22 protein-coding genes are annotated in these 21,914 nt (G+C 63.8%); 14 read left to right on the top strand and 8 right to left on the bottom strand.

The annotated features are described in order from the left end of the window. Window positions 1-171: 171 nt before the first annotated feature. The 6 genes from purN to nadC all read left to right on the top strand — a co-directional run bounded on the left by purN (window position 172) and on the right by nadC (window position 7,166). Window positions 172-822: a phosphoribosylglycinamide formyltransferase gene (gene purN, locus AWB66_RS13815; protein ID WP_087630843.1), complete on the top strand. Its 651-nt coding sequence runs from the start codon at window positions 172-174 to the stop codon at window positions 820-822. Beyond that, window positions 819-2,150 carry an RsmB/NOP family class I SAM-dependent RNA methyltransferase gene (locus AWB66_RS13810; protein WP_087630842.1) on the top strand — a complete coding sequence of 444 codons (1,332 nt, stop codon included), beginning with the start codon at window positions 819-821 and terminating at the stop codon, window positions 2,148-2,150. The genes purN and AWB66_RS13810 overlap by 4 nt, the downstream gene beginning before the upstream one ends. A 17-nt stretch (window positions 2,151-2,167) precedes the next feature. Further along, a complete protein-coding gene (locus AWB66_RS13805) occupies window positions 2,168-3,535 on the top strand; it encodes a mechanosensitive ion channel family protein (RefSeq protein ID WP_087630841.1) in 1,368 nt (455 codons plus the stop codon). A 220-nt stretch (window positions 3,536-3,755) separates the two neighbouring features. Continuing rightward, the gene (locus AWB66_RS13800; protein WP_087630840.1) at window positions 3,756-4,952 is read left to right on the top strand and encodes a DesA family fatty acid desaturase; all 1,197 of its coding nucleotides are present in this window, start codon (window positions 3,756-3,758) and stop codon (window positions 4,950-4,952) included. A 190-nt stretch (window positions 4,953-5,142) separates the two neighbouring features. Then, window positions 5,143-6,273, top strand: a complete 1,131-nt coding sequence (gene nadA, locus AWB66_RS13795; protein WP_087630839.1) for a quinolinate synthase NadA — start codon at window positions 5,143-5,145, stop codon at window positions 6,271-6,273. After that, window positions 6,273-7,166, top strand: a complete 894-nt coding sequence (nadC, locus tag AWB66_RS13790) for a carboxylating nicotinate-nucleotide diphosphorylase (RefSeq protein ID WP_087630838.1) — start codon at window positions 6,273-6,275, stop codon at window positions 7,164-7,166. The genes nadA and nadC overlap by 1 nt, the downstream gene beginning before the upstream one ends. A gap of 15 nt (window positions 7,167-7,181) precedes the next feature. On the opposite strand, the gene nadB is transcribed toward nadC, so the two are convergent. The 4 genes from nadB to radC all read right to left on the bottom strand — a co-directional run bounded on the left by nadB (window position 7,182) and on the right by radC (window position 10,315). Beyond that, window positions 7,182-8,780, bottom strand: coding sequence for an L-aspartate oxidase (gene nadB / locus AWB66_RS13785; RefSeq protein WP_087630837.1), 1,599 nt, complete (start codon window positions 8,778-8,780; stop codon window positions 7,182-7,184). Between the two features lie 200 nt (window positions 8,781-8,980). Continuing rightward, window positions 8,981-9,148, bottom strand: coding sequence for a 50S ribosomal protein L33 (gene rpmG / locus AWB66_RS13780; RefSeq protein ID WP_007180630.1), 168 nt, complete (start codon window positions 9,146-9,148; stop codon window positions 8,981-8,983). 11 nt (window positions 9,149-9,159) lie between these two features. Then, a complete protein-coding gene (gene rpmB, locus AWB66_RS13775) occupies window positions 9,160-9,393 on the bottom strand; it encodes a 50S ribosomal protein L28 (protein WP_087630836.1) in 234 nt (77 codons plus the stop codon). A 226-nt stretch (window positions 9,394-9,619) separates the two neighbouring features. Beyond that, window positions 9,620-10,315, bottom strand: a complete 696-nt coding sequence (gene radC, locus AWB66_RS13770) for a RadC family protein (RefSeq protein WP_235021113.1) — start codon at window positions 10,313-10,315, stop codon at window positions 9,620-9,622. A 240-nt stretch (window positions 10,316-10,555) separates the two neighbouring features. On the opposite strand from radC, the gene AWB66_RS13765 reads away from it, so the two are divergent. The 7 genes from AWB66_RS13765 (at window position 10,556) to AWB66_RS13735 (ending at window position 17,511) form a co-directional block, all read left to right on the top strand. Continuing rightward, the gene (locus AWB66_RS13765; protein ID WP_087630834.1) at window positions 10,556-11,011 is read left to right on the top strand and encodes an FKBP-type peptidyl-prolyl cis-trans isomerase; all 456 of its coding nucleotides are present in this window, start codon (window positions 10,556-10,558) and stop codon (window positions 11,009-11,011) included. A 2-nt stretch (window positions 11,012-11,013) separates the two neighbouring features. Beyond that, window positions 11,014-11,970 (top strand): 4-hydroxy-3-methylbut-2-enyl diphosphate reductase, encoded by a 957-nt coding sequence (ispH, locus tag AWB66_RS13760; protein ID WP_087630833.1) that lies wholly within the window; start codon window positions 11,014-11,016, stop codon window positions 11,968-11,970. 432 nt (window positions 11,971-12,402) lie between these two features. Continuing rightward, window positions 12,403-13,623 carry a branched-chain amino acid ABC transporter substrate-binding protein gene (locus AWB66_RS13755; RefSeq protein WP_087630832.1) on the top strand — a complete coding sequence of 407 codons (1,221 nt, stop codon included), beginning with the start codon at window positions 12,403-12,405 and terminating at the stop codon, window positions 13,621-13,623. A gap of 237 nt (window positions 13,624-13,860) precedes the next feature. After that, complete coding sequence (locus AWB66_RS13750) at window positions 13,861-14,811, top strand: branched-chain amino acid ABC transporter permease (protein ID WP_087630831.1); 951 nt, start codon at window positions 13,861-13,863, stop codon at window positions 14,809-14,811. Window positions 14,812-14,827: 16 nt separating this feature from the next. Next, the gene (locus AWB66_RS13745) at window positions 14,828-15,997 is read left to right on the top strand and encodes an ABC transporter permease subunit (RefSeq protein WP_087630830.1); all 1,170 of its coding nucleotides are present in this window, start codon (window positions 14,828-14,830) and stop codon (window positions 15,995-15,997) included. Between the two features lie 15 nt (window positions 15,998-16,012). Next, on the top strand, window positions 16,013-16,789 hold the full coding sequence (locus tag AWB66_RS13740) for an ABC transporter ATP-binding protein (protein ID WP_087630829.1): 777 nt from the start codon (window positions 16,013-16,015) through the stop codon (window positions 16,787-16,789). Window positions 16,790-16,806: 17 nt separating this feature from the next. After that, the gene (locus tag AWB66_RS13735; RefSeq protein ID WP_087630828.1) at window positions 16,807-17,511 is read left to right on the top strand and encodes an ABC transporter ATP-binding protein; all 705 of its coding nucleotides are present in this window, start codon (window positions 16,807-16,809) and stop codon (window positions 17,509-17,511) included. A 58-nt stretch (window positions 17,512-17,569) separates the two neighbouring features. Here AWB66_RS13735 and AWB66_RS13730 read toward each other — a convergent pair whose 3' ends face one another. The 3 genes from AWB66_RS13730 to AWB66_RS13720 form a co-directional block, all read right to left on the bottom strand. Continuing rightward, window positions 17,570-18,001 (bottom strand): GNAT family acetyltransferase, encoded by a 432-nt coding sequence (locus AWB66_RS13730; RefSeq protein WP_087630827.1) that lies wholly within the window; start codon window positions 17,999-18,001, stop codon window positions 17,570-17,572. Further along, the gene (locus tag AWB66_RS13725) at window positions 17,998-19,182 is read right to left on the bottom strand and encodes an acetylornithine transaminase (protein ID WP_087630826.1); all 1,185 of its coding nucleotides are present in this window, start codon (window positions 19,180-19,182) and stop codon (window positions 17,998-18,000) included. The genes AWB66_RS13730 and AWB66_RS13725 overlap by 4 nt, the downstream gene beginning before the upstream one ends. A gap of 274 nt (window positions 19,183-19,456) precedes the next feature. Then, window positions 19,457-20,488, bottom strand: coding sequence for a CDP-6-deoxy-delta-3,4-glucoseen reductase (locus AWB66_RS13720; protein ID WP_087630825.1), 1,032 nt, complete (start codon window positions 20,486-20,488; stop codon window positions 19,457-19,459). Window positions 20,489-20,597: 109 nt separating this feature from the next. Between AWB66_RS13720 and AWB66_RS13715 the strand changes: the two genes are divergently transcribed. Further along, window positions 20,598-21,650 (top strand): NAD-dependent epimerase/dehydratase family protein, encoded by a 1,053-nt coding sequence (locus AWB66_RS13715; protein WP_087630951.1) that lies wholly within the window; start codon window positions 20,598-20,600, stop codon window positions 21,648-21,650. Here the strand turns inward: AWB66_RS13715 and AWB66_RS34040 are convergent. Then, window positions 21,643-21,819, bottom strand: coding sequence for a hypothetical protein (locus AWB66_RS34040; RefSeq protein ID WP_165829943.1), 177 nt, complete (start codon window positions 21,817-21,819; stop codon window positions 21,643-21,645). The genes AWB66_RS13715 and AWB66_RS34040 overlap by 8 nt on opposite strands. Window positions 21,820-21,914 lie beyond the last annotated feature (95 nt).

Raw genomic sequence — 21,914 nt, 5'->3', positions numbered from 1 at the left:
GATGGCGGATGGTCGGTGGTTGGGCTCTTTGGGCTGATCTTCGCCGCCTCGGCCGGACCGGGGCTCGGGCGAATGCAGCAAAGCGTTCGATTATAAACGCTCACACGGATGCACGGCGCCGGCGCCCCGTTTTGGCACGGTTTTCGCAGCGCCGAATGATAAAATCCGCGGATGAAAAAAATCGTCATTCTGATTTCCGGGCGAGGAACCAACATGGAAGCCGTCGTGCGCGCTGCTGCGCGCGACGGCTGGCCGGCCGAGGTTCGCGCCGTCGTATCGAACCGGCCGGACGCCGCCGGCCTCGGATTCGCCGCCGCCAACGGCATCGAGACCGCGGTCGTCGATCATCGTGATTACGCCGATCGCGCCGCCTTCGACCGCGCGCTCGCCGCCGCCATCGACCAGTTTGCGCCCGATCTCGTCGTGCTGGCAGGCTTCATGCGCGTCCTGACCGACGGTTTCGTCGACCACTACGCCGGGCGCATGCTGAACGTCCATCCGTCGCTTTTGCCGTGCTTTCCGGGCTTGCGCACGCACCAGCAGGCGCTCGACGCCGGCGTGCGCGTGCATGGGGCGAGCGTCCATTTCGTCACGCCGACGCTCGATCACGGGCCGATCGTGGCGCAGGCCGCCGTGCCGGTGATGGCCGGCGACGACGCGGCCGCGCTCGCCGCGCGCGTGCTAGCCGTCGAACACACTATTTACCCGCGTGCGGTGCGCTGGTTCGTCGAAGGGCGTCTTGCCATCGACGGCGAGCGCGTCGTGCTCACGCCACCGGAGCCGCAATGGCTCTTTGCCGACATTGCCGGGGAGGGCGTATGAGGCTGCATGGATTTCTGATTGGACAAACTGAAACGCTGATTGCGGACGTACTGCGGTTTTCGGGCCCGGCCGACGCCGCCACGAGCCGCTTTTTCCGCGCGCATCCGAAGCTTGGCCACAACGAGCGCGGCGTGATCGCCGAAGCGGTGTTCGCGGTGCTGCGCCGGAAAATGGAGTTTTCGCACCTCGCCGAGAGCGGCAGCGGCAATCAGGCGCGGCGTCTCGCGCTGCTCGGCCTGATGCAGACGGCGGGACTTTCGGCGATCAAGCCGTTCGTCTCCGCCGACGAGCATCAGTGGCTCACGCAAGTCTCGAAGATCGATCCGGCGAGCCTGCCGGTGCGCGTGCGCACGAATCTGCCGCAGTGGATCTACGACGCGATGGCGAAGCGTTTCGACGCCGAGGAACTCGCGAAGCTCGCCGCCGCGCTGAATTACCCGGCGCCGCTCGATCTGCGCGCGAATCCGATCAAGGCGACCCGCGACGCGGTCGTGAAGGCGCTGACCGAAGCCGGCATCGACGCGGGCGAAATGCCGTTCGCGCCGTTCGGCGTGCGCGTCGACGGCAAGCCTGCGCTTACGCGCCTGGCCGCGTTCCAGGAGGGCTGGATCGAGGTGCAGGACGAGGGCAGCCAGTTGCTCTGTTCGCTCGTGGCGCCCAAGCGCGGCGAGATGATCGTCGACTTTTGCGCGGGCGCGGGCGGCAAGACGCTCGCACTCGGCGCGATGATGCGCTCGACCGGCCGTCTCTACGCGTTCGACGTCTCCGACCGGCGTCTCGCGAAGCTCAAGCCGCGCCTTGCGCGAAGCGGTTTGTCGAACGTGAATCCGGTGCTGATCGACAGCGAGCACGACGCCAAGATCAAGCGCCTCGCGGGCAAGATCGACCGCGTGCTCGTCGATGCGCCGTGCTCCGGCCTCGGCACGCTGCGCCGCAATCCTGACCTGAAATGGCGGCAGTCGCCGGACTCGGTCGCGGAACTCGCCCCCAAGCAGCTCTCGATTCTGTCGAGCGCCGCGCGGCTCGTGAAAGTCGGCGGGCGGCTGGTGTATGCGACCTGCAGCATGCTCGAGGCGGAAAACGAAGGCGTCGTCACGCAATTTCTCGCGACGCATCCGCAATTCAAGCTGATTCCGGCGCGCGAGGTGCTCGCGGAACAGCGCATCGACCTCGACACCGGCGACTATTTGTCGCTGTGGCCGCACAAGCACGGCACCGACGGTTTCTTCGCCGCCGTGCTCGAACGCGTGCCCGCGCCGGCCAAGGCGCAAGCGGCGGCCGAAACACCGGAAGCGCCGGAAGCGCCGGAAGACGCGCCTTCGGAGTAAGCGACGTGCCCGCGAGCATGCAGGACGCCTACTTTCCGCACATGCTCAGCGGGATCGTCCGCGATTTCGGCGAGGCCGCGGCGATCTGGCAGGTGATCGTGCTGTTCGGCTCGCTCGCCGTGGCGTGGTGGCTGGCGCGCATTCTGCGGCGACGGCTCGAAGAACGGCGCCAGTCGCGCTTCGAGGCGTTGCGCTTCGGCGCCGAGAGCCTCAACAAGGCGCTCTTTCCGCTGCTCGGCACGGTGCTCGTCTCGATCGCGCAGGTCGTGATGTCGCAGTTCATGCACACGGCGCTACTGCGGCTCGCGCTCGTGCCGCTCCTCGGCATCACCGTCATCTACACGATGTTCTACGTCGCGCGGCGCGTTTTCAGCCGCGGCGGCGAGGCGAGCGCGCTGCTCTTTCTCTTCGAGAAGGTCGTGACGGCGCTCGTCTGGGTCGCGATGCTGCTTACCGTCATGGGCATCCAGGAAGACGTCGTGCGCTGGATGGCGAGCGTGCGCTTCAACCTGGCGAACGCGCACATGACGCTGCTGTCGCTCGCGTCGGGCGTGCTCTGGGTGTGCGTGACGCTGATCGTCGCGATGTGGGCGGGCGCCGCGCTCGACGACCGCCTGATGCGCGCGCGCTCGCTCGACGCCAACGTCAAGGTCGTGCTCGCGCGGGTCGGCCGGGCGCTGATGATTCTCGCGGCGATCCTGATCAGCCTGTCGATCGTCGGCATCGACGTCACCGTGCTCGGCGTGTTCGGCGGCGCGCTGGGCGTCGGGCTCGGCTTCGGCCTGCAGAAGATCGCGAGCAACTACGTGTCCGGCTTCATCATCCTGCTCGACCGCTCGCTCAGGCTCGGCGACATGATCAACGTCGCGAACTTCCAGGGCACGGTCACGCAGATCCGCACGCGCTACACGATCGTGCGCGGCCTCGACGGCATCGAAACGCTGATTCCGAACGAAAAGCTCATCACCGATGTCGTACAGAACCATTCGTCGTTCCTGACGCGCGGCAACGCGAAGGTGGCCGTGCAGGTCAGCTACCGGTGCGACGTCGAATTCGCGATGAAACTGTTCGCCGACGCCACGCAAGGCGTCGAGCGCGTGTTGCAGGACCCGGCGCCCGTCGCGCTTCTCGCGAGCTTCGGCGCGGACGGCATCAACCTCGAACTGAGCTTCTGGATCGAGGACGCCGCGAAGGGGACGGGTGGCGTTAAATCGCAGGTGAATCGGAACATCTGGCGCCTTTTTTCCGAGCACGGCATTGAAATTCCCTACGCGCAGCGCGAGATCAGGATCATCGACGGCGCGGCCGCGACGCCGACCAATTCGGAAATTGTGACGCGATCGGCATCTGTCACTAGCACAAACGGTCGGCAATCGCCGGCCTGATCGCCGAAATCTCGCCGATCTCACGGAAAACGCGTGGTCTGGATGCAGTTCGAATCTTCCTTATTTTGGCGCCAATCAAAAAATTTCTCCTTTGGCACAACGACTTGGAACGCTTGAAGTAGAATGCGATCGAACTCCTGCGCATTTCTTTCACGCGCCCAACACACGTCGAAGATGCTTTTCGACCGGCCATTTTTTCCGCCTCAACAGGTAAATTGCCTTGCTGAATTCCTCGCTTGATTTTCTCGCCAACGGATTGCTCGACTTTTCCTGGTGGCAGATCCTGCTCTTCACCCTCGTGATGACCCACATCACGATCATCGGCGTCACGGTCTATTTGCATCGCTGCCAGGCGCACCGCGCGCTGGAGCTGCATCCGATCGCGAGCCACTTCTTCCGTTTCTGGCTGTGGATGACCACCGGCATGCTGACCGGCCAGTGGGCTGCGATTCACCGCAAGCACCACGCGAAATGCGAAACCGAAGAAGACCCGCACAGCCCGCAGACGCGCGGCATCTGGAAAGTGCTGCTCCAAGGCGCCGAACTCTATCGTACGGAAGCGAAGAACGAAGAGACGATGCGCAAGTTCAGCCACGGCACGCCGAACGACTGGATCGAGCGCAATATCTACACGCGCTATCCGATCCTCGGCATCAGCATCATGATGGTTATCGACGTCGCGCTGTTCGGCATCGTGGGCCTGAGCGTGTGGGCCGTGCAGATGATCTGGATTCCGTTCTGGGCCGCGGGCGTCGTGAACGGTCTCGCGCACTGGTGGGGTTATCGCAACTTCAATTCCGGCGACGCCAGCACGAACATCTTCCCGCTCGGCATCATCATCGGCGGCGAAGAGCTGCACAACAATCACCACACGTACGCGACGTCGGCGAAGCTGTCGAACAAGTGGTACGAGTTCGATATCGGCTGGATGTATATCCGCATCATGTCGGCGTTCAAGCTCGCGAAGGTGAAGAAGGTCGCGCCGACGCCGCGCTTGGCCGCCACCAAGCCCGTGCTCGACAACGACACGCTGCAGGCCGTGCTCGCGAACCGCTACGAAGTGATGGCGCGTTACGGCAAGACGCTGAAGCACGCGTATCGCCAGGAACTCGCGAAGCTGAAGGAAGCCGGCGCCCGCGAAAAGTACCAGTTGATGCACGGCGCGCGCAACTGGTTCCACAAGGAAGAAGACGGCCTGAACGAGCCGCAGCGCCAGCAACTGCCGGAAATCTTCTCGGACAACCAGAAGCTGCGCACTCTGATCGAACTGCGCAAGGATCTGGCGGCGATGTGGGACCGGTCGAATGCTTCGCGCGAACAACTGCTCGTGCAATTGCAGGACTGGTGCCATCGTGCTGAACAAAGCGGCATCAAGGCGCTGCAGGATTTCGCGATTCGTCTGCGTCGCTACGCCTGATCGATCGCTGTCCCGGGTACGCGCTCAGGTACGCGTTATCCGTTAAAATTTGATGACGTCACAAGACCCCGCTCTGGCGGGGTCTTTGTTTTTGGGCGGCCGAACTTCGCGAGAAAGAAGGCAGCAACCGTGGCATGGGACCAGAGCAAGGCGCAGCGCGTACTCCGGTCGACAGGAGACAGAGGACAACATGGAAGCAAGCATCAGGAGCGTCGAATACGATCGGCCGCACGGCTTGACGTGCGGAGTGGGCGAGGCGTGGGCGAAAGTGCCGGATGCGCCGTCGGCCGCGCGTAAGCGGGAACTGAAAGAGCAGATCCGGGCATTGCTCAAACGCGAGAAGGCCGTGCTGGTCGCGCACTATTATGTCGATGCGGAGTTGCAGGAACTCGCCGACGAAACCGGCGGCTGTGTCGCGGATTCGCTCGAGATGGCGCGCTTCGGGCGCGATCACGCGGCGGGTACGCTGGTGGTCGCCGGCGTGCGTTTCATGGGCGAGACCGCGAAGATCCTGAGCCCGGAAAAGCGCGTGCTGATGCCGGATCTCGACGCGACCTGTTCGCTCGACCTCGGCTGTCCCGCCGACGAATTCTCCGCGTTCTGCGACGCGCATCCGGACCGGACGGTCGTCGTGTATGCGAACACGAGCGCGGCCGTGAAGGCGCGGGCGGACTGGATGGTCACGTCGTCGATCGGACTCGAAATCGTCGCCGACCTGCACGCGCGCGGCGAGAAGATCCTGTGGGCGCCGGATCGCCATCTCGGAGGCTACATCCAGAAGAAGACGGGCGCCGACATGCTGCTGTGGCAAGGTTCGTGTCTCGTCCACGACGAGTTCAAAGGTATCGAACTCGACCTGCTGCGCGCCCAGTATCCCGACGCCAAAATCCTGGTTCATCCAGAATCGCCGGAAGCAGTCGTGGCCCTCGCCGACGTGGTCGGCTCGACGACGCAACTGATCGATGCCGCCGTCCGCCTGGACGCAACGCGCTTTATCGTCGCGACGGACCTCGGGATTCTGCACAAGATGCGGCTCGCGGCGCCGGGCAAGACGTTCATCGAGGCGCCGACCGCCGGCAACAGCGCGACCTGCAAGAGTTGCGCGCATTGCCCGTGGATGGCGATGAACGGCCTTAGCAACCTGGCCGAAGTGCTGGAGCGCGGCCACAACGAAATTTCTGTCGATCCGGCGATCGGCGCGCGCGCGCGTCTGCCGATCGACCGAATGCTCGATTTCGCGGCGCGCCACAAGAAGCGCGTGCAGGCGAGCGGCGATCTCGCGAAGGACGGCGCGCTGTTCTCGAACGTGGGAGCGGCGTGATGGCGACGAAGGATTCGAGCGATTTCGTGTCGCCGCTCTACGCGCAGATTCGGGCGCAGTACGGCGAGGCGTTCGACGCCGCGCTGGCCCGCAATGTTACCGATGCGCTCGCCGAGGACATCGGCAGCGGCGACCAGACCGGCCGTCTCGTTCCCGCGGATACGCGCCGTACCGCGCGCATCACGGTTCGCGAGGAAGCGGTGCTGTGCGGCGTGCCGTGGTTCAACGAAGTAATGCGGCGCGTCGACCCGTCGATCGACGTCGAATGGCAGTATCGCGAGGGCGACCGGATGGCCGCGAACACGCCGGTCGTGCTGCTGCACGGCCCGGCGCGCGCGCTGTTGACCGCCGAGCGCAACGGGCTCAACTTCCTGCAACTGCTCTCGGGCGTGGCGAGCGCGACGCGCCGTTTCGTCGATGCGATCGAGGGCTCGCGTGCGCGCATCCTCGATACGCGCAAGACGCTGCCGGGCTTGCGGCTCGCGCAGAAGTACGCAGTGCGCGTCGGCGGCGGCGCGAATCAGCGGCTCGCGCTCTACGACGGTATTCTGATCAAGGAAAACCACATCGCGGCGGCGGGCGGCGTGGGCGCCGCGATGGACGCGGCGCTTGCCCTGAACGCGGGCGTGCCGGTCCAGATCGAAGTGGAAACGCTCGAACAGTTGGAGTCGGCGCTCGCGCATCGCGCGGAATCGATCCTGCTCGACAACTTCAGCTTCGACGCCATGCGCGACGCCGTGCGCATCACCGCCGGGCGGGCCGTGCTCGAAGTGTCCGGCGGCGTCAATTTCGAGACCGTTCGTCAGATTGCCGAAACCGGTGTCGACCGGATCTCGATCGGCGCGCTCACGAAAGACGTGCGCGCAACCGATTTTTCGATGCGGCTCGTCTGATTCCGGCCGCGCCGCTCAGACCTGACGCCGGCGGGCTACGGGCGGCGTCAGCACGGTTGGCAGCGCCTTCGGCAGCGTGTCGGGCCAGTCGCGGCTGAAGTGCAACCCGCGGCTTTCGCGCCGCGAACACGCGCTTTCCACGATCAACGACGCCACGTCGACCAGATTGCGCAGCTCCAGCAGATCGCGGCTCACCTTGAAATTCGCGTAGTACTCGTGGATCTCCTCGCGCAGCAGCGCGATCCGGTGCTGCGCGCGTGCGAGCCGCTTGTCGGTGCGCACGATGCCCACGTAATTCCACATCAGCCGGCGCAGCTCGTCCCAGTTGTGCGCGACGACGACTTCCTCGTCCGGATCGGAGACGCGGCTCTCGTCCCAGTCGGGCAGCGGCGCGTGACAGCCCGCCGAGAAACCCGCGGCTTCGATTGCCTGAGCCGCCGCGCGACCCACCACAAGACATTCGAGCAGCGAATTGCTCGCAAGCCGGTTCGCGCCGTGCAGCCCCGTGCACGACGTCTCGCCGACGGCATACAGGCCCGCGCGATCGGTTCGCCCCGCCAGATCGGTCACGACGCCGCCGCACGTGTAATGCGCCGCCGGCACGACGGGAATCGGCTGCTTCGCGATGTCGATGCCGAACTCGCGGCAGCGCGCGAGGATCGTCGGAAAATGTTCTTCGAGGAACGCTCGCGGCTGATGGCTGATGTCGAGATACACGCAATCGATGCCGCGCTTCTTGATCTCGAAGTCGATCGCGCGGGCGACGATGTCGCGCGGCGCGAGTTCCGCGCGCTCGTCGTGCGCGGGCATGAAGCGCGTGCCATCGGGCAGACGCAGGATGCCGCCTTCGCCGCGCACGGCTTCCGAAATCAGGAAGGATTTTGCGTACGGATGGAACAGGCAGGTGGGATGGAACTGGATGAATTCCATGTTCGACACGCGGCAGCCCGCGCGCCATGCCATCGCGATGCCGTCGCCGGTCGCCGTGTCGGGGTTGGTCGTGTACAGGTAGACTTTGCCCGCGCCGCCGGTCGCGAGGACCGTTTGCGGCGCCTCGATCGTCACCGTGCGGCCGCTCGCCAGATCGAGCGCATACAGGCCGTGACAGCGATGCCCCGGCAGGCCGAGACGATCGGACGTGATCAGGTCGATCGCGTAGTGATCTTCGAGGACGGTGATGTTCGGATGATTGCGCACGCGCTCGTTGAGCGTCGAGACGACTGCGTGGCCGGTTGCGTCGGCGGCGTGGATGATGCGCCGGTGACTGTGGCCGCCTTCGCGCGTCAGATGAAAGCCGAGTTCGGCGGACACATCCTTCGTGAACGGCACGCCTTCCTTGATCAGCCATTCGATGGCCGCGCGCCCGTTCTCGACGATGAAGCGCGTCGCGGCCTCGTCGCACAGTCCGCCGCCGGCGATGAGCGTGTCTTCGACGTGGTTGTCCGTGCTGTCGGCAGAGTCGAGCACAGCGGCGATGCCGCCTTGCGCCCAGTCGCTCGCGCCGTCGCTGACGGTGCGCTTGGCGATGATCGCGACGCGCCGTGTCTGGGCGAGATTCAACGCGACGCTGAGTCCCGCCAGGCCGCTGCCTACGATTGCTACGTCGAAATTCATGCTACCGCTTCTCCGTCGTTATGCCGTCTAGTCGCTCGTCCTCCTTGCGCGGAGAACAGTAACCAGCAAGGATACCGGGCAAATTCCGGGACGGACAGTCGGCCGAACGCTCAATAGCGTGCTCATTTGCCGAGCCAATGCAAAAAGCCCCGCATTCGCGGGGCTTTTTGCTGTCTTCGTCAAACTCGCTGAAACCAGATTTACTTGATCTTGGTTTCTTTATACTCGACGTGCTTGCGGACGACGGGATCGAACTTCTTGATCAACATCTTTTCCGGCATGTTGCGCTTGTTCTTCGTCGTGGTATAGAAGTGACCCGTACCTGCGGTCGATTCGAGCTTGATTTTGTCGCGTGCGCCCTTGGCCATTTCAGTGCTCCTTAGACTTCACCGCGTGCGCGCAGGTCTGCGAGCACAGCGTCGATACCGTTCTTGTCGATCAGGCGAAGGCCGGCATTCGACAGGCGCAGGCGGACCCAACGGTTTTCGCTTTCAACGAAGAAACGACGGTTCTGCAGGTTCGGCAGGAAACGACGCTTGGTACGGTTGTTCGCGTGGGAAACGTTGTTGCCGCTCATCGGCGCTTTCCCAGTTACTTGGCATACGCGTGCCATGAGAGCACTCCTAATACGCTGAAATTCTGAGTTCGAACGCCTGGTGAAACCCCCGGTGCGCATGCCTTTGACGGCATTACCAAGGAGCAACCCCACTAACATTCCGCGCTCGGAACAGGTTGGTTGAAAGAAGCAAACCGAGATTCTAGCAGCAAAAACCCAGCAATATCAAGCCTTTTTGGTTTCGTTCCGATTGAGATGGCGTCCCGGCCCGCGCACTTTTGCCTCAAATCCAGCCCTGTCGTGCGAAAGAGAATACATCGTTCGAGGCGACGACCAGATGATCGAGCAGCCTGACATCGATGAGTGTCAGTGCGTCCTGCAGCGTGCGCGTGAGCCGGCGGTCGTTGGCGCTCGGCGCGACGCCTCCCGACGGGTGATTATGCGCGACGATCAAACCCGCCGCGTTCAGCGTCAGCGCGCGCCGCACGATTTCGCGCGGATACACCGCGACGCGCGTAATCGAGCCGCGCGCCGATTCCTCCGCGAGCAGCAACTGATGGCGCGCGTCGAGATAGAGGCACACGAAGACCTCATACGGACGCGTGCCGATCAGCATCTTCAGATAGTCTTCGACCGCGCCCGGCGAATCCAGCAGCGCGCGCTCGCGGGCGCGCTCCGCGAGCGCGCGCCGGCACAGCTCGGACACCGCCAGCAACTGCGCCGCCCGCGCGGGCCCGATGCCGCGCAGCGCGCAAAGCTGTGTCGCGGACGCATCGAGGACGCTGCGCAGGGTGCCGAAGTGCGCGAGCAGTTCGCGCGCGAGGTCGACGGCGGTCCGGCCCGGAATGCCGGAATGAAGGAAGAGGGCGAACAGTTCCGCGTCCGAGAGCGAAGCGGCACCGGCGCCGAGCAGCCGCTCGCGAGGCCGTTCGCCTTCGGCCCAGTCGCGAATCGGGGACACGCGCGGCGCGGATTTCATCGGCTTGGCGAGGTCGTCGGCGCCCCCGACCAGCCTCAGCGCGGCCGTCATGCGAGCCTCCGCACGGTGAGACACAGCCGCGCCTCCATATAGTACGGCCCGTCACGCGCGATGAATCCGCGCGGCACGTCGGTCGCCGACCTTGGCTTACAATGGCGGTTTGGCGCGCCGCGGCGCATGGCATTCGCGGCGAATATTGCGCGCGCGCCGTCTCTGACTGTTCGGTTACATCCAATACACATGAGCATCATCGATATCTCCGAGGTGAAACCCGGTTCGCACGTCACGCTTCACTACCGGCTCGCGCTGGCCGATGGCGCCGACATCGTCAACACCTTCACCGACAAGCCCGCGACGCTCCTGCTCGGCGCAGGCCAGCTCGCGCCGCCGCTCGAAGACATTCTGCTCGGCCTGAAGGTCGGCCACCATTCGACCTTTCAGCTAACGCCGGAGCAGGCGTTCGGTCCCCGAAATCCCGAGCTGCTCCAGCGCGTGTCGCTCGCGACGCTGCGCGAAAACAGCATGATCAACGAGGATTTTTCTCCGGGCGATCTCGTCGAATTCAATGCGCCGGGCGGCGGCCGCTATGCGGGCGTGCTGAAGGAAGTGGGCGAAACCTCGGCGCTGTTCGATTTCAACCACCCGCTTGCCGGCCAGGCGCTGGCGTTTGAAGTGAAAATCATCGGAATTCTGTAGCCATGAGCCTCGCTGACACCCTGACCGATGTCGAAATCCTCCTCGCGCAGCCGCGCGGGTTCTGCGCGGGCGTCGATCGCGCAATCGAAATCGTCGAGCGCGCGATCAAGCTGTTCGGCGCGCCCATCTACGTGCGACACGAAATCGTGCACAACGCCTATGTCGTCGAGGATCTGCGCAAGAAGGGCGCAATCTTCATCGAGGACCTCGCGGACGTGCCGTCCGGCAGCACGCTGATCTTCAGCGCGCACGGCGTGTCGAAGGCGGTTCGGGCGGAAGCCGAAACGCGCGGCCTGCGCGTGTTCGATGCCACCTGTCCGCTCGTGACCAAGGTCCACATGGAAGTCGCGAAGATGCGCCAGGAAGGCTTCGATATCGTGATGATCGGCCACAAGGGCCATCCGGAAGTGGAAGGCACGATGGGGCAGTCGGGCGAGGGCATGCATCTGGTCGAAGATATCGAGGACGTCATGGCGCTCGCGTTGCCGAATCCCGAGCGCATCGCCTACGTGACGCAGACGACGCTTTCCGTCGACGACGCCTCGGCCATCATCGACGCGCTGAAAACGCGTTATCCGGCGGTGAAGGAGCCGAAGAAGCAGGACATTTGCTACGCGACGCAGAATCGCCAGGACGCGGTGAAGTTTCTCGCGCCGCAGTGCGACGTGGTGATCGTGGTCGGCAGCCCGAACAGCTCGAATTCGAGCCGTCTGCGCGAAGTGGCCGAAAAGCGCGGCATCCCGGCCTACATGGTCGATTCGCCGACGCAGATCGATCCGAAATGGGTCGAAGGCAAGAAGCGCATCGGCGTCACGGCGGGCGCGTCCGCGCCGGAAGTGCTCGCGCAGGCGGTGATTGCGCGGTTGCGCGAACTCGGCGTGTCGAGCGTGCGGCCGCTCGAGGGCATCGAGGAAACGATTTCCTTCCCCTTGCCGCGCGGGCTGGCATTGCCGCAGTAAAGCGTTGCACACAATAGAAGCGCCCCTCGGGGCGCTTTTGTTTGCCGCGAATATATCGCGTACAAGATAAATAACACTCCATAGCGCGATGTATCCGACGGCACAAGCCGACGAATGCACTTTTCTGGTGCGTTTCGCTCAAATCGAGGATGGCTTCGAAGTAAGGGCATTCCCTTACCCCATTCAGCCTTGCCGAACCTTACAATCCGCCGCCTGGCAAACACTTACATTTTTGGTGCAACTGCTGCACAGATGCGGATCGCAACCTGGTTGCGCCTCCGCGCGAAAATCGGTCGAAAAGTGCGGTTGCAATGCAGGAAAACCCCTGTCACAGAACAATATTGCCCGTCCCATAATTAGAGTTACAATGCGCGCGTTCCAGCCCGGAAGGGCTTGAAATATCGGCTTTCAGAGGCGCAGGAGACCTACTTAATGCGAGTCAAGTTTGCTTACGCCGTGACGTTTGCGGCTGCGGTTGCAATGGCAACCGCATGCGGCAAGAAGAGCGATGGCGAGGCGGGCACGGGAGCATCGGCCGCCAGTTCGGCGGCAGCGCCCGCGGCGGCGGCATCGTCGCCGAGCGAGGCGGTAATGGTCGTCAAGATCGGCCACGTCGCGCCCCTCACTGGCTTGCAGGCGCATCTCGGAAAGGATAACGAGAACGGCGCGCGCCTCGCGATGGAAGAAATCAGCGCGCAGGGACTCACGATCGACGGCCATCCGATCAAGCTGGAACTCGACGCCCAGGACGACGCCGCCGATCCGCGCACCGGCACGGAAGCCGCCCAGAAGCTCGTCGACGACCACGTGGTCGCCGTCATCGGTCATATGAATTCGGGCGTGTCGATCCCGGCGTCGAAGATCTATCGCGACGCGAACGTGGCGCAGATCTCGCCGTCGACGACCAATCCGGACTACACGAAGCAGGGGTTCAAGACGACGTTTCGCGTCGTCGCCACCGACGCGCTGCAAGGCCCGGTGCTCGCCGACTACGCGATGAGAACGCTGCACGCGAAGAAAGTGGTGATCGTCGACGACACGTCCGCATATGGCCGCGGTCTCGCCGATGAGTTTGCGAAGAGCGCGCAGGCGGGCGGCCTGAAGGTGATGTCTCGCGAGGCGACCAGCGAAAAGGTTCGCGACTACAAGGCGATCCTCACAAAAATCAAACGAGCCCAGCCCGACGTCGTGATGTACGGCGGGATGGATGTGACCGGCGGCCCGTTCATCCGGCAAGCGGCAGAGGCCGGCATCAAGACGAGAATCCTGGCCGGTGACGGGGTGTGCACCGACAAGATCGCGGAGCTTGCGGGCGACGCCGTACAAAACCTGGTCTGTTCCGAAGCGGGACTCGCGCTTTCGAAAATGGACAAGGGAGCGGATTTCGCCCAGAAGTACGAGGCCCGCTTTCACACGCCGGTGCAGATTTACGCGCCGTTCACGTATGACGCGATGTACGTGATCGTCGACGCAATGAAACGCGCCAATTCCATCGAAGCGCCCAAGGTGCTCGCTGCGATCGCGTCGACCGACTACAACGGTCTGACGGGACACATCGCATTCGACGACAAGGGCGATTTGAAGGCAGGCACGATCACGCTTTACGACTTCAAGGACAAGAAGAAGAACGTCCTCGATGTCGTGAAGCAGTGATGGCGCGGCGTTTGCAGCCTGTTTGCAGCCTCGACGGCGCCGGCTACCCGGTGGCGCCGTTTCCGTATCCGTCCGACAGGTGTTCGCCGCCACATCCGGCAGCGGGCGCGGGTCGAGGCGATTGACCCTTACCGGTTTTTTCACACGTACGCGCGGTGCCGTTCTCGATTTCGCTTCACACCGGTTTATCGGCCGGTGATAAAGCGGTATCCAGTCGCACGGGCTAAGGAGCTTTTAATGGATATTTTCATCCAGCAGATCTTGAACGGTCTGGTGCTAGGCAGCGTCTACGCCATCATCGCACTGGGCTATACGATGGTGTACGGCATTCTGGGCATCATCAACTTCGCTCACGGCGACGTGCTGATGGTCGGCGCGATGGTGGCGCTTTCCGCGATCGGCGTCATGACGAATCACTTTCCCGGCCTGCCCGGGCCGATCATGCTGGTGATCGCGCTGGCCGTCGCGGCTGTCGTCTGCGCGCTGGTCGGCTACACGATCGAGCGGGTCGCTTACCGCCCGCTGCGCAAGGCTCCGCGTCTCGCCCCGCTGATCACCGCGATCGGCGTCTCGATCCTTCTCCAGACCCTCGCGATGATGATCTGGGGCCGCAATCCGCTGCCGTTCCCGCAGCTCCTTCCGACCGACCCGATCAACGTGATCACCGCGACCGAAACGCGTCCGGGCGCCGTGATCTCGATGACGGAGATCGTGATCATCGTGGTGGCGTTCCTCGTGATGGGCGGCCTCCTGCTCCTCGTGCACAAGACCAAGCTCGGCCGCGCGATGCGCGCGATCGCCGAGAACCCCGGCGTCGCTTCGCTGATGGGCGTGAACCCGAACTTCGTGATTTCCGCGACCTTCATGATCGGCTCGGCGCTCGCCGCACTCGCCGGCGTGATGATCGCCTCCGAATACGGCAACGCGCACTTCTACATGGGCTTCATTCCGGGCCTGAAGGCGTTCACCGCGGCGGTGCTCGGCGGGATCGGCAACCTGGGCGGCGCGATGGTCGGCGGCGTGCTGCTCGGCCTCATCGAACAGTTGGGCGCGGGTTACATCGGCAACCTGACGGGCGGCGTCTTCGGCAGTAACTATCAGGACGTGTTCGCATTCGTCGTGCTGATCATCGTGCTGGTGTTCCGTCCGTCCGGCTTGCTCGGCGAACGTGTGGCTGACCGCGCATAACAGGGAGCATAAAAAAATGACATCGATTCAACCGATTGAGCCGTCGACGACGCTCATCCCCGAGAAAAAAGGCGCGAAAAGCTACGCGATCACCATCCTGGTCGCCGCGCTCGTGATCATGGCGCCGATGGTGATCGGCGCGGCCGGCGGCAACTACTGGGTTCGCGTGCTCGACTTCGCGATGCTCTACGTGATGCTCGCGCTCGGCCTCAACGTGGTGGTCGGCTTCGCCGGTCTGCTCGATCTGGGCTACATCGCGTTCTACGCGGTCGGGGCTTACGTGGCCGCCTTGCTCTCCTCGCCGCAGCTGACGAACCAGTTCGAATGGATCGCGCAACTCGCGCCCGGCGGACTGCACGTGCCGTTCCTGTTGATCGTGCCTTGTGCGATGGCGGTCGCGGCGACTTTCGGCGTGCTGCTCGGCGCACCGACCTTGCGTCTGCGCGGCGACTATCTCGCGATCGTGACCTTGGGCTTCGGGGAAATCGTCCGGATCTTCATGAACAACCTCGATCGTCCGATCAACATCACGAACGGTCCGAAAGGCATCACAGGCATCGATCCGGTGACGGTCGCAGGCTTCAATCTCTCGCAGACGCACACGTTGTTCGGCCTGAAGTTTCCGTCCGTGTACATGTATTACTACCTGTTCGTGCTGTGCGCGCTGTTCGTGATCTGGGTGTGTACGCGTCTGCAACACTCGCGCATCGGCCGTGCGTGGGCCGCGATCCGCGAAGACGAAATCGCCGCGAAGGCGATGGGCATCAACACGCGTAACGTGAAGCTGCTCGCGTTCGCGATGGGCGCGTCGTTCGGCGGATTGTCGGGCGCGATGTTCGGTGCGTTCCAGGGCTTCGTGTCGCCGGAATCGTTCACGTTCTGGGAATCGATCGTCGTGCTGGCGTGCGTGGTGCTCGGCGGCATGGGACACATTCCCGGCGTGATTCTCGGCGCAGTGCTGCTCGCCGTGTTCCCCGAATTCCTGCGCTCGACGATGGGTCCGCTGCAACACGCCATCTTCGGCCATCAGATCGTCGATACCGAAGTCATCCGCCAGTTGCTGTACGGCCTGGCGATGGTGCTGATCATGCTGTATCGCTCGGAAGGCCTGTGGCCCGCCGCGAAACACGAAGACAAGATCGCGAAGATCGCAAAGCGCGCTGGCAAGAAGCCGGTGCGCGCCTAAGGCGGGGGAATTCAAATGAGCGATAAACAAACTCGATTGTCCGTGACGGGCGTGAACAAGCGCTTCGGCGGCCTGCAGGCGCTCTCGGATGTGCGCCTCGAAATCAAGGAAGGCGAAATCTACGGCCTGATCGGCCCGAACGGCGCCGGCAAGACGACCTTCTTCAACGTGATTACGGGGCTCTACACGCCGGATTCCGGCGTCTTCAAGCTCGATGGCGAAGCGTACACGCCGACCGCCGTCTATCAGGTGGCGAAGGCGGGCATCGCGCGCACGTTCCAGAATATTCGCCTCTTCGGCGGCATGACGGCGCTGGAGAACGTGATGGTCGGGCGCCACGTGCGCACGAAGCACGGTCTGATCGGCGCGGTGTTCCAGACGCCGTCCGAACGTCGCGAAGAGCGCGAGATCAAGGAACGCGCGCTCGAACTGCTCGAATACGTGGGCGTGCTGCAATACGCCGATTACACGTCGCGCAATCTGTCGTATGGACACCAGCGGCGTCTGGAAATCGCGCGCGCGCTCGCGACCGATCCGAAGCTGCTCGCGCTCGACGAACCCGCCGCCGGCATGAACGCGACGGAGAAAGTCGAACTCACGCGCCTGCTCGACAAGATTCGCTCGGACGGCAAGACGATTCTCTTGATCGAACACGACGTGAAACTGGTGATGGGATTGTGCAACCGCATGACGGTGCTCGATTACGGCAAGGTGATCGCCGAGGGTCTGCCGCAAGACGTGCAGAAGGACCCGAAGGTGATCGAGGCATATCTGGGTGCGGGGGTCCACTGATGTCCACAACTAACGCGATGTTGAAAATCAAGGGCCTGCAGGTCAATTACGGCGGCATTCAGGCAGTGAAGGGCGTCGATCTCGAAGTGGCGCAGGGCGAACTCGTCACGCTGATCGGCGCGAACGGCGCGGGCAAGACCACGACGATGAAGGCGATCACGGGTCTCAAGCCGTATTCGGCGGGCGACATCGAATACATGGGCCAGTCGATCAGGGGCGTGCCGACGCACGAGCTTTTGAAGCGCGGTCTCGCGATGGTGCCGGAAGGACGCGGCATCTTCGCGCGCATGTCGATTCTGGAAAACATGCAGATGGGCGCGTACCTGCGCAACGACACCGCCGAGATCCAGAAGGACACCGAACGTATGTTCGGCTTCTTCCCGCGGTTGAAGGAGCGCGCGTCGCAGTACGCGGGCACGCTCTCGGGCGGCGAACAGCAGATGCTGGCGATGGCGCGCGCGATCATCTCGCGCCCGAAGTTGCTGCTGCTGGACGAGCCTTCGATGGGCCTCTCGCCGATCATGGTCGAGAAGATCTTCGAAGTGGTGCGGGCGATTTCGGCCGAAGGCATGACGGTGCTGCTCGTCGAGCAGAACGCGCGGCTCGCGTTGCAGGCGGCCAATCGCGGCTACGTGATGGACTCCGGACTGGTGACGATGTCCGGCGACGCCAAGACGATGCTGAACGATCCGAAGGTGCGGGCGGCTTATCTGGGCGAGTAAAACACGCCACGCCGCTTCAGGTAGAAAACCGCATGCGTTCCAAACGCATGCGGTTTTTTTATGCGCTTTGCAGCCGCTTGCCGAAGCTCACGACTTCATCGGCGCGGTAGCCGAGTTTCGCGTAAAACGCCTGCACGCCGGATTTGCTTGTCAGTATCTGCAAGTTGACTTTCGGACATCCGCGTATCGCCAGTTCGCTTTCCGCGTGTTGGACCAACGCGCGCCCATACCCGTGCCGACGCATGTCTTCCGCGACGGCAAGCGAATACAGCCATCCGCGATGCCCGTCGTAACCCGCCATGATCGTGCCGATCACGCGCGAATCCACCTCGCCGACGAAGAACAAATCCGGCTGGGTCGCGAGCTTGTTCGCAATCGACAGACGCGGATCGCGCTGCGGCCTCGACGCATCCGCGTACTCGGGAAACGCTTCGCGCCAGAGCGCGATCACCGTGCCGGTGTCGCGCGCGTCGAACACGCGGATCTTCACAGCGAATCCAGCACGTAACGCAGCATCGACATCATCTGGTCGATCTCGTCCTTCGTCACGTTGAGCGCGGGCATGAAGCGCAGCAGGTTCGGACGCGCCGCGTTCAGCAAAAGGCCGTCGGGCTGCATCGCGCGCGCCTTCTCGACGATCTGCGGACCGTTGTCGGCATCGAGCAAGAGCGCGCGCAATAGACCTTCGCCGCGTTCGCCCTTGAAGCCGCGCTCCTCCGACAACTCGAGCAATTGCGACTTCAGATACTCGCCGCGTTCGCGCACGCCGTCGAGGAAGCCGGGCGCCGTCAGTTGCGAGATCACCGAATAACCGACGGCCGTCATCAGCGGATTGCCGTTGTAGGTGCCCCCCTGATCGCCGGGTTCGAAGCACGCGATCTCCGCCTTCGAGAGCAGCGCCGCGAGCGGCACGCCGCCGCCGATGCCCTTGCCGAGCGTCATGATGTCCGGCTCGACGCCCGACAGTTCGTAGGCGAAGAGCGTCCCCGCGCGACCGCAGCCGCTCTGCACTTCATCGACCATCAGCAGCAGGTTGTGCTTCTTCGTCAGTGCGCGCAGTTGCTGCATGAATTCGCGCGTCGCGGGAATCACGCCGCCTTCGCCCTGGATCGGTTCGAGCATCACGCCGACCGTCTTCTCCGTGATGAGCCGCTCGACCGACGCGATGTCGTTCAGCTCGGCCTTCGGGAAGCCCGGCACTTGCGGCGCATAGATGGTGTCCCAGCCGGCCTTGCCGCTCGCCGACATCGTCGCAAGCGTGCGGCCGTGGAAGCTGTGATCGAACGTGATGATCTCGTAGGCGCCGTCCCTGAACTTGCGGCCCCACTTGCGCGCGAGCTTGATCGCGCCTTCGTTCGCTTCCGCGCCGCTGTTGGCGAAGAACACCTTGTCGAAGCAGCTGTGCTCGGTGAGCAGGCCCGCGAGCTGCGCCATCGGTGCGTTGTAGAACGCCGGCGACGGGTTGATCAGCGTGCGCGCCTGCTTTTCAAGCGCCTCGATCATGCCGTCGTTGCAATGTCCGAGCGAATTCACGGCCCAGCCCTGGATGAAGTCCAGATAGCGCTTGCCGGTGTTGTCGTAGATCCACGAGCCCTTGCCGTGCGTGAACACGATTTCAGGGCGGTTCGTGATGAACATCAGCGATTCGACGGGGTACTCATTGAAATTCATGACAGCGGGCTCCACGAGAGCGACAGCGAGGGTTGAAAAGGGCGTCGGAAAAAACAAAAGCCACGGTATCCCGTGGCTTCATTTCGTGCGCATCGATCAAGACATGAGCGCGAATCCGTGACGAGCCAGCGGCATCCCTAGGGAAGCGGCGAGCGGCGACGTCGGAGGCTGGTCTGGATTTCGATCATTCGCGAAGGATACGATACGAGCTTTGTGCGTGTAAACCGTGCAGCGCGGATTTTTTCTCCGCGCGGCGCACGGCGAACGATTGCTGTCAGACGGGATGCGCGAGATCGGCGGCGCTCGTGAACGAGTCCGCGTAGAACTCGTCTTCCGGCAGCCGGTGATGATTCGTGAAATCGCGCTGGGCCGATTCCACCATCACGGGCGCACCGCACGCGTACACCTGATACGCGCTCAAGTCCGGCAGATCCTCGATGACCGCGCGATGAACGAAGCCCGTGCGGCCGGTCCAGGCGTCGTCGGCGTCGGGTTCGGAGAGCACCGGCACGAAGCTGAAGTTCGGCACTTCCTTCGCCCATTGCTCGGCGAGGTCCATCATGTACAGGTCCTTCTTGCGACGGCCGCCCCAATAGAGCGTCATCGGGCGGCCGAGGTTCTTGAACGTCGCATGCTCGATGATCGCCTTGATCGGCGCGAAGCCCGTGCCCGAGGCGAGCAGCACGATCGGCTTGTCGGAATCCTCGCGCAGGAAGAACGTGCCGAGCGGGCCTTCGAAGCGCAGGATGTCGCGCTCCTTCATCGCGCCGAACACGTGATCCGTGAACGTGCCGCCCGGCATGTGGCGGATGTGCAGTTCGAGCGGGCCTTCGTGATGCGGCGGGCTCGCCATCGAATAGCTGCGGCGCTTGCCGTCCTTCAGGATGAATTCGATGTACTGGCCCGCGAGATATTGCAGGCGTTCGTTCGCGGGTAACTGCAGCTTCAGCTCGACGACATCGTCGGCGCAGCGTGCGAGCGCGTTGACACGGCACGGCAGCTTCTTCACCTGCACGTCGCCGACGCCCGCCACTTCGCGCACGTCGATCTCGAGGTCGGTCTGCGCGGTCGCGCAGCAAAAGAGCGCCATGCCGCGGGTCTTCTCGTCGTTGGACAGCGCCGACGACGAATGCGGCGCCTGCTCCACTTCGCCGCTCACGACCGTGCCCTTGCACGACCCGCACGCGCCGTTCTTGCAGCCGTACGGCAGGCCGATGCCCTGACGCAACGCGGCGATCAGCACCGCTTCATCGGGTTCTACTTGAAACTGTCGGCCGCTTTGCCGCAGCGTTACGTTGAAAGCCATAGATCGTTATGTGTTGGGTGTGTCGAATACGTGTTTCATCGGCATGGAGCGCGGCCTGACCGCGCTCGCGTGCCGCATGAGCCTCGCATGCCGCGGCTACAATCACGGCATGATTGCCACTCGAAACCTGCGCCGTGCGCGCGTCCTGATCGTCGGCTGCGGCGATGTCGGAATGCGCGCCGTGCCGCTCTTCACGAAGCGGGCGGCAGCGCCTCGCGTGATCGCGCTCACGAGCCATCCCGGACGCGTCGCCGAACTGCGCGCCGCGGGCACGACGCCCATTGTCGGCGATCTCGACGACCGTGCGAGCCTTGCGCGGCTCGCGGGCCTTTCGTCGACCGTGGTGCATCTCGCGCCCCCGCAAAAGGAAGGCGACGGCGACCGCCGCACGCGCGCGCTCATTGCCACGCTCTGCGCGAAACGGCGCAGCGTCGCGCGCGCGACGGTCAGCGCCGTGGCGCCGCATCGCGTATGGCGCGCATGGTTCCGCGCGAATGCCGAAAACAGATCGGCGCGCGTGCAAAACCCCGCCAGAACAGCGCCCATTGTACCCGACGAGCCTTTTGCGATAGCGCGCCGCCGCCCGCCGATCCGCCTCGTCTATGCGAGCACGACGGGCGTCTACGGCGATTGCGGCGGTGCGCTCATCGACGAAACGCGGCCGGTGCGCCCCGCAAACGCGCGTGCGAAGCGCCGCGTGTCGGCCGAGTCGCAATTGCGGCGCGCCGCCGTGCGAGGCGGCTGGCGCGTGTCCATCGTGCGGATTCCGGGCATCTATGCGGCCAACCGCCTGCCGCTTGCGCGCATCGAAAAGGGTATGCCGGCGCTCGTCGCGCGCGACGACGTCTTCACGAACCACATCCACGCCGACGACCTCGCCGCCATCCTCGTGCGCGCGATCCGGCGCGCGAAGCCGCAGCGCGCGATCAACGCGACCGACGACACCGACCTGCCGATGGGAGACTATTTTGATCGCGTGGCGGACGCGAAGGGCATGCCGCGCGTGCCGCGCATCACGCGGGAAGCCGCCGAGGCGCAACTGGAGCCGCTGACGCTTTCTTTCATGCGCGAGTCGCGCCGCCTGACCAACGCGCGGCTCAAGCGCGAGCTCGGCTACGCGTTGCGCTATCCGACCGTCGACGATTTCCTTCGCGCTAGATGAGCGCAGGGATCGTCTCCAGCAGCACGAAGCAGAGCAAGGCACCGATCAGCGCGCCGATGAGGTTCGGCGCGTATTTGTGTCGCATATGCATGGCGACGAGCAAAGCGCCGATCAGGACTGCGCTCAGCGCGACGAACGCCACGAGCGCGACGGTCATGTGGGAGCCCATGATGCCCTCCTGCCTTTTTTGATAGTCGTTATTCAGCTACCCGTTAGACGAGTATAAGAGTCCGCCGGCGAGAAGGCATGCTGCGCCGCAGCGTA

It is taken from the genome of Caballeronia telluris, assembly GCF_001544495.1.
Taxonomy (GTDB): Bacteria; Pseudomonadota; Gammaproteobacteria; order Burkholderiales; family Burkholderiaceae; genus Caballeronia; species Caballeronia telluris.
This window is presented reverse-complemented; position numbering and strand designations above follow the sequence as displayed.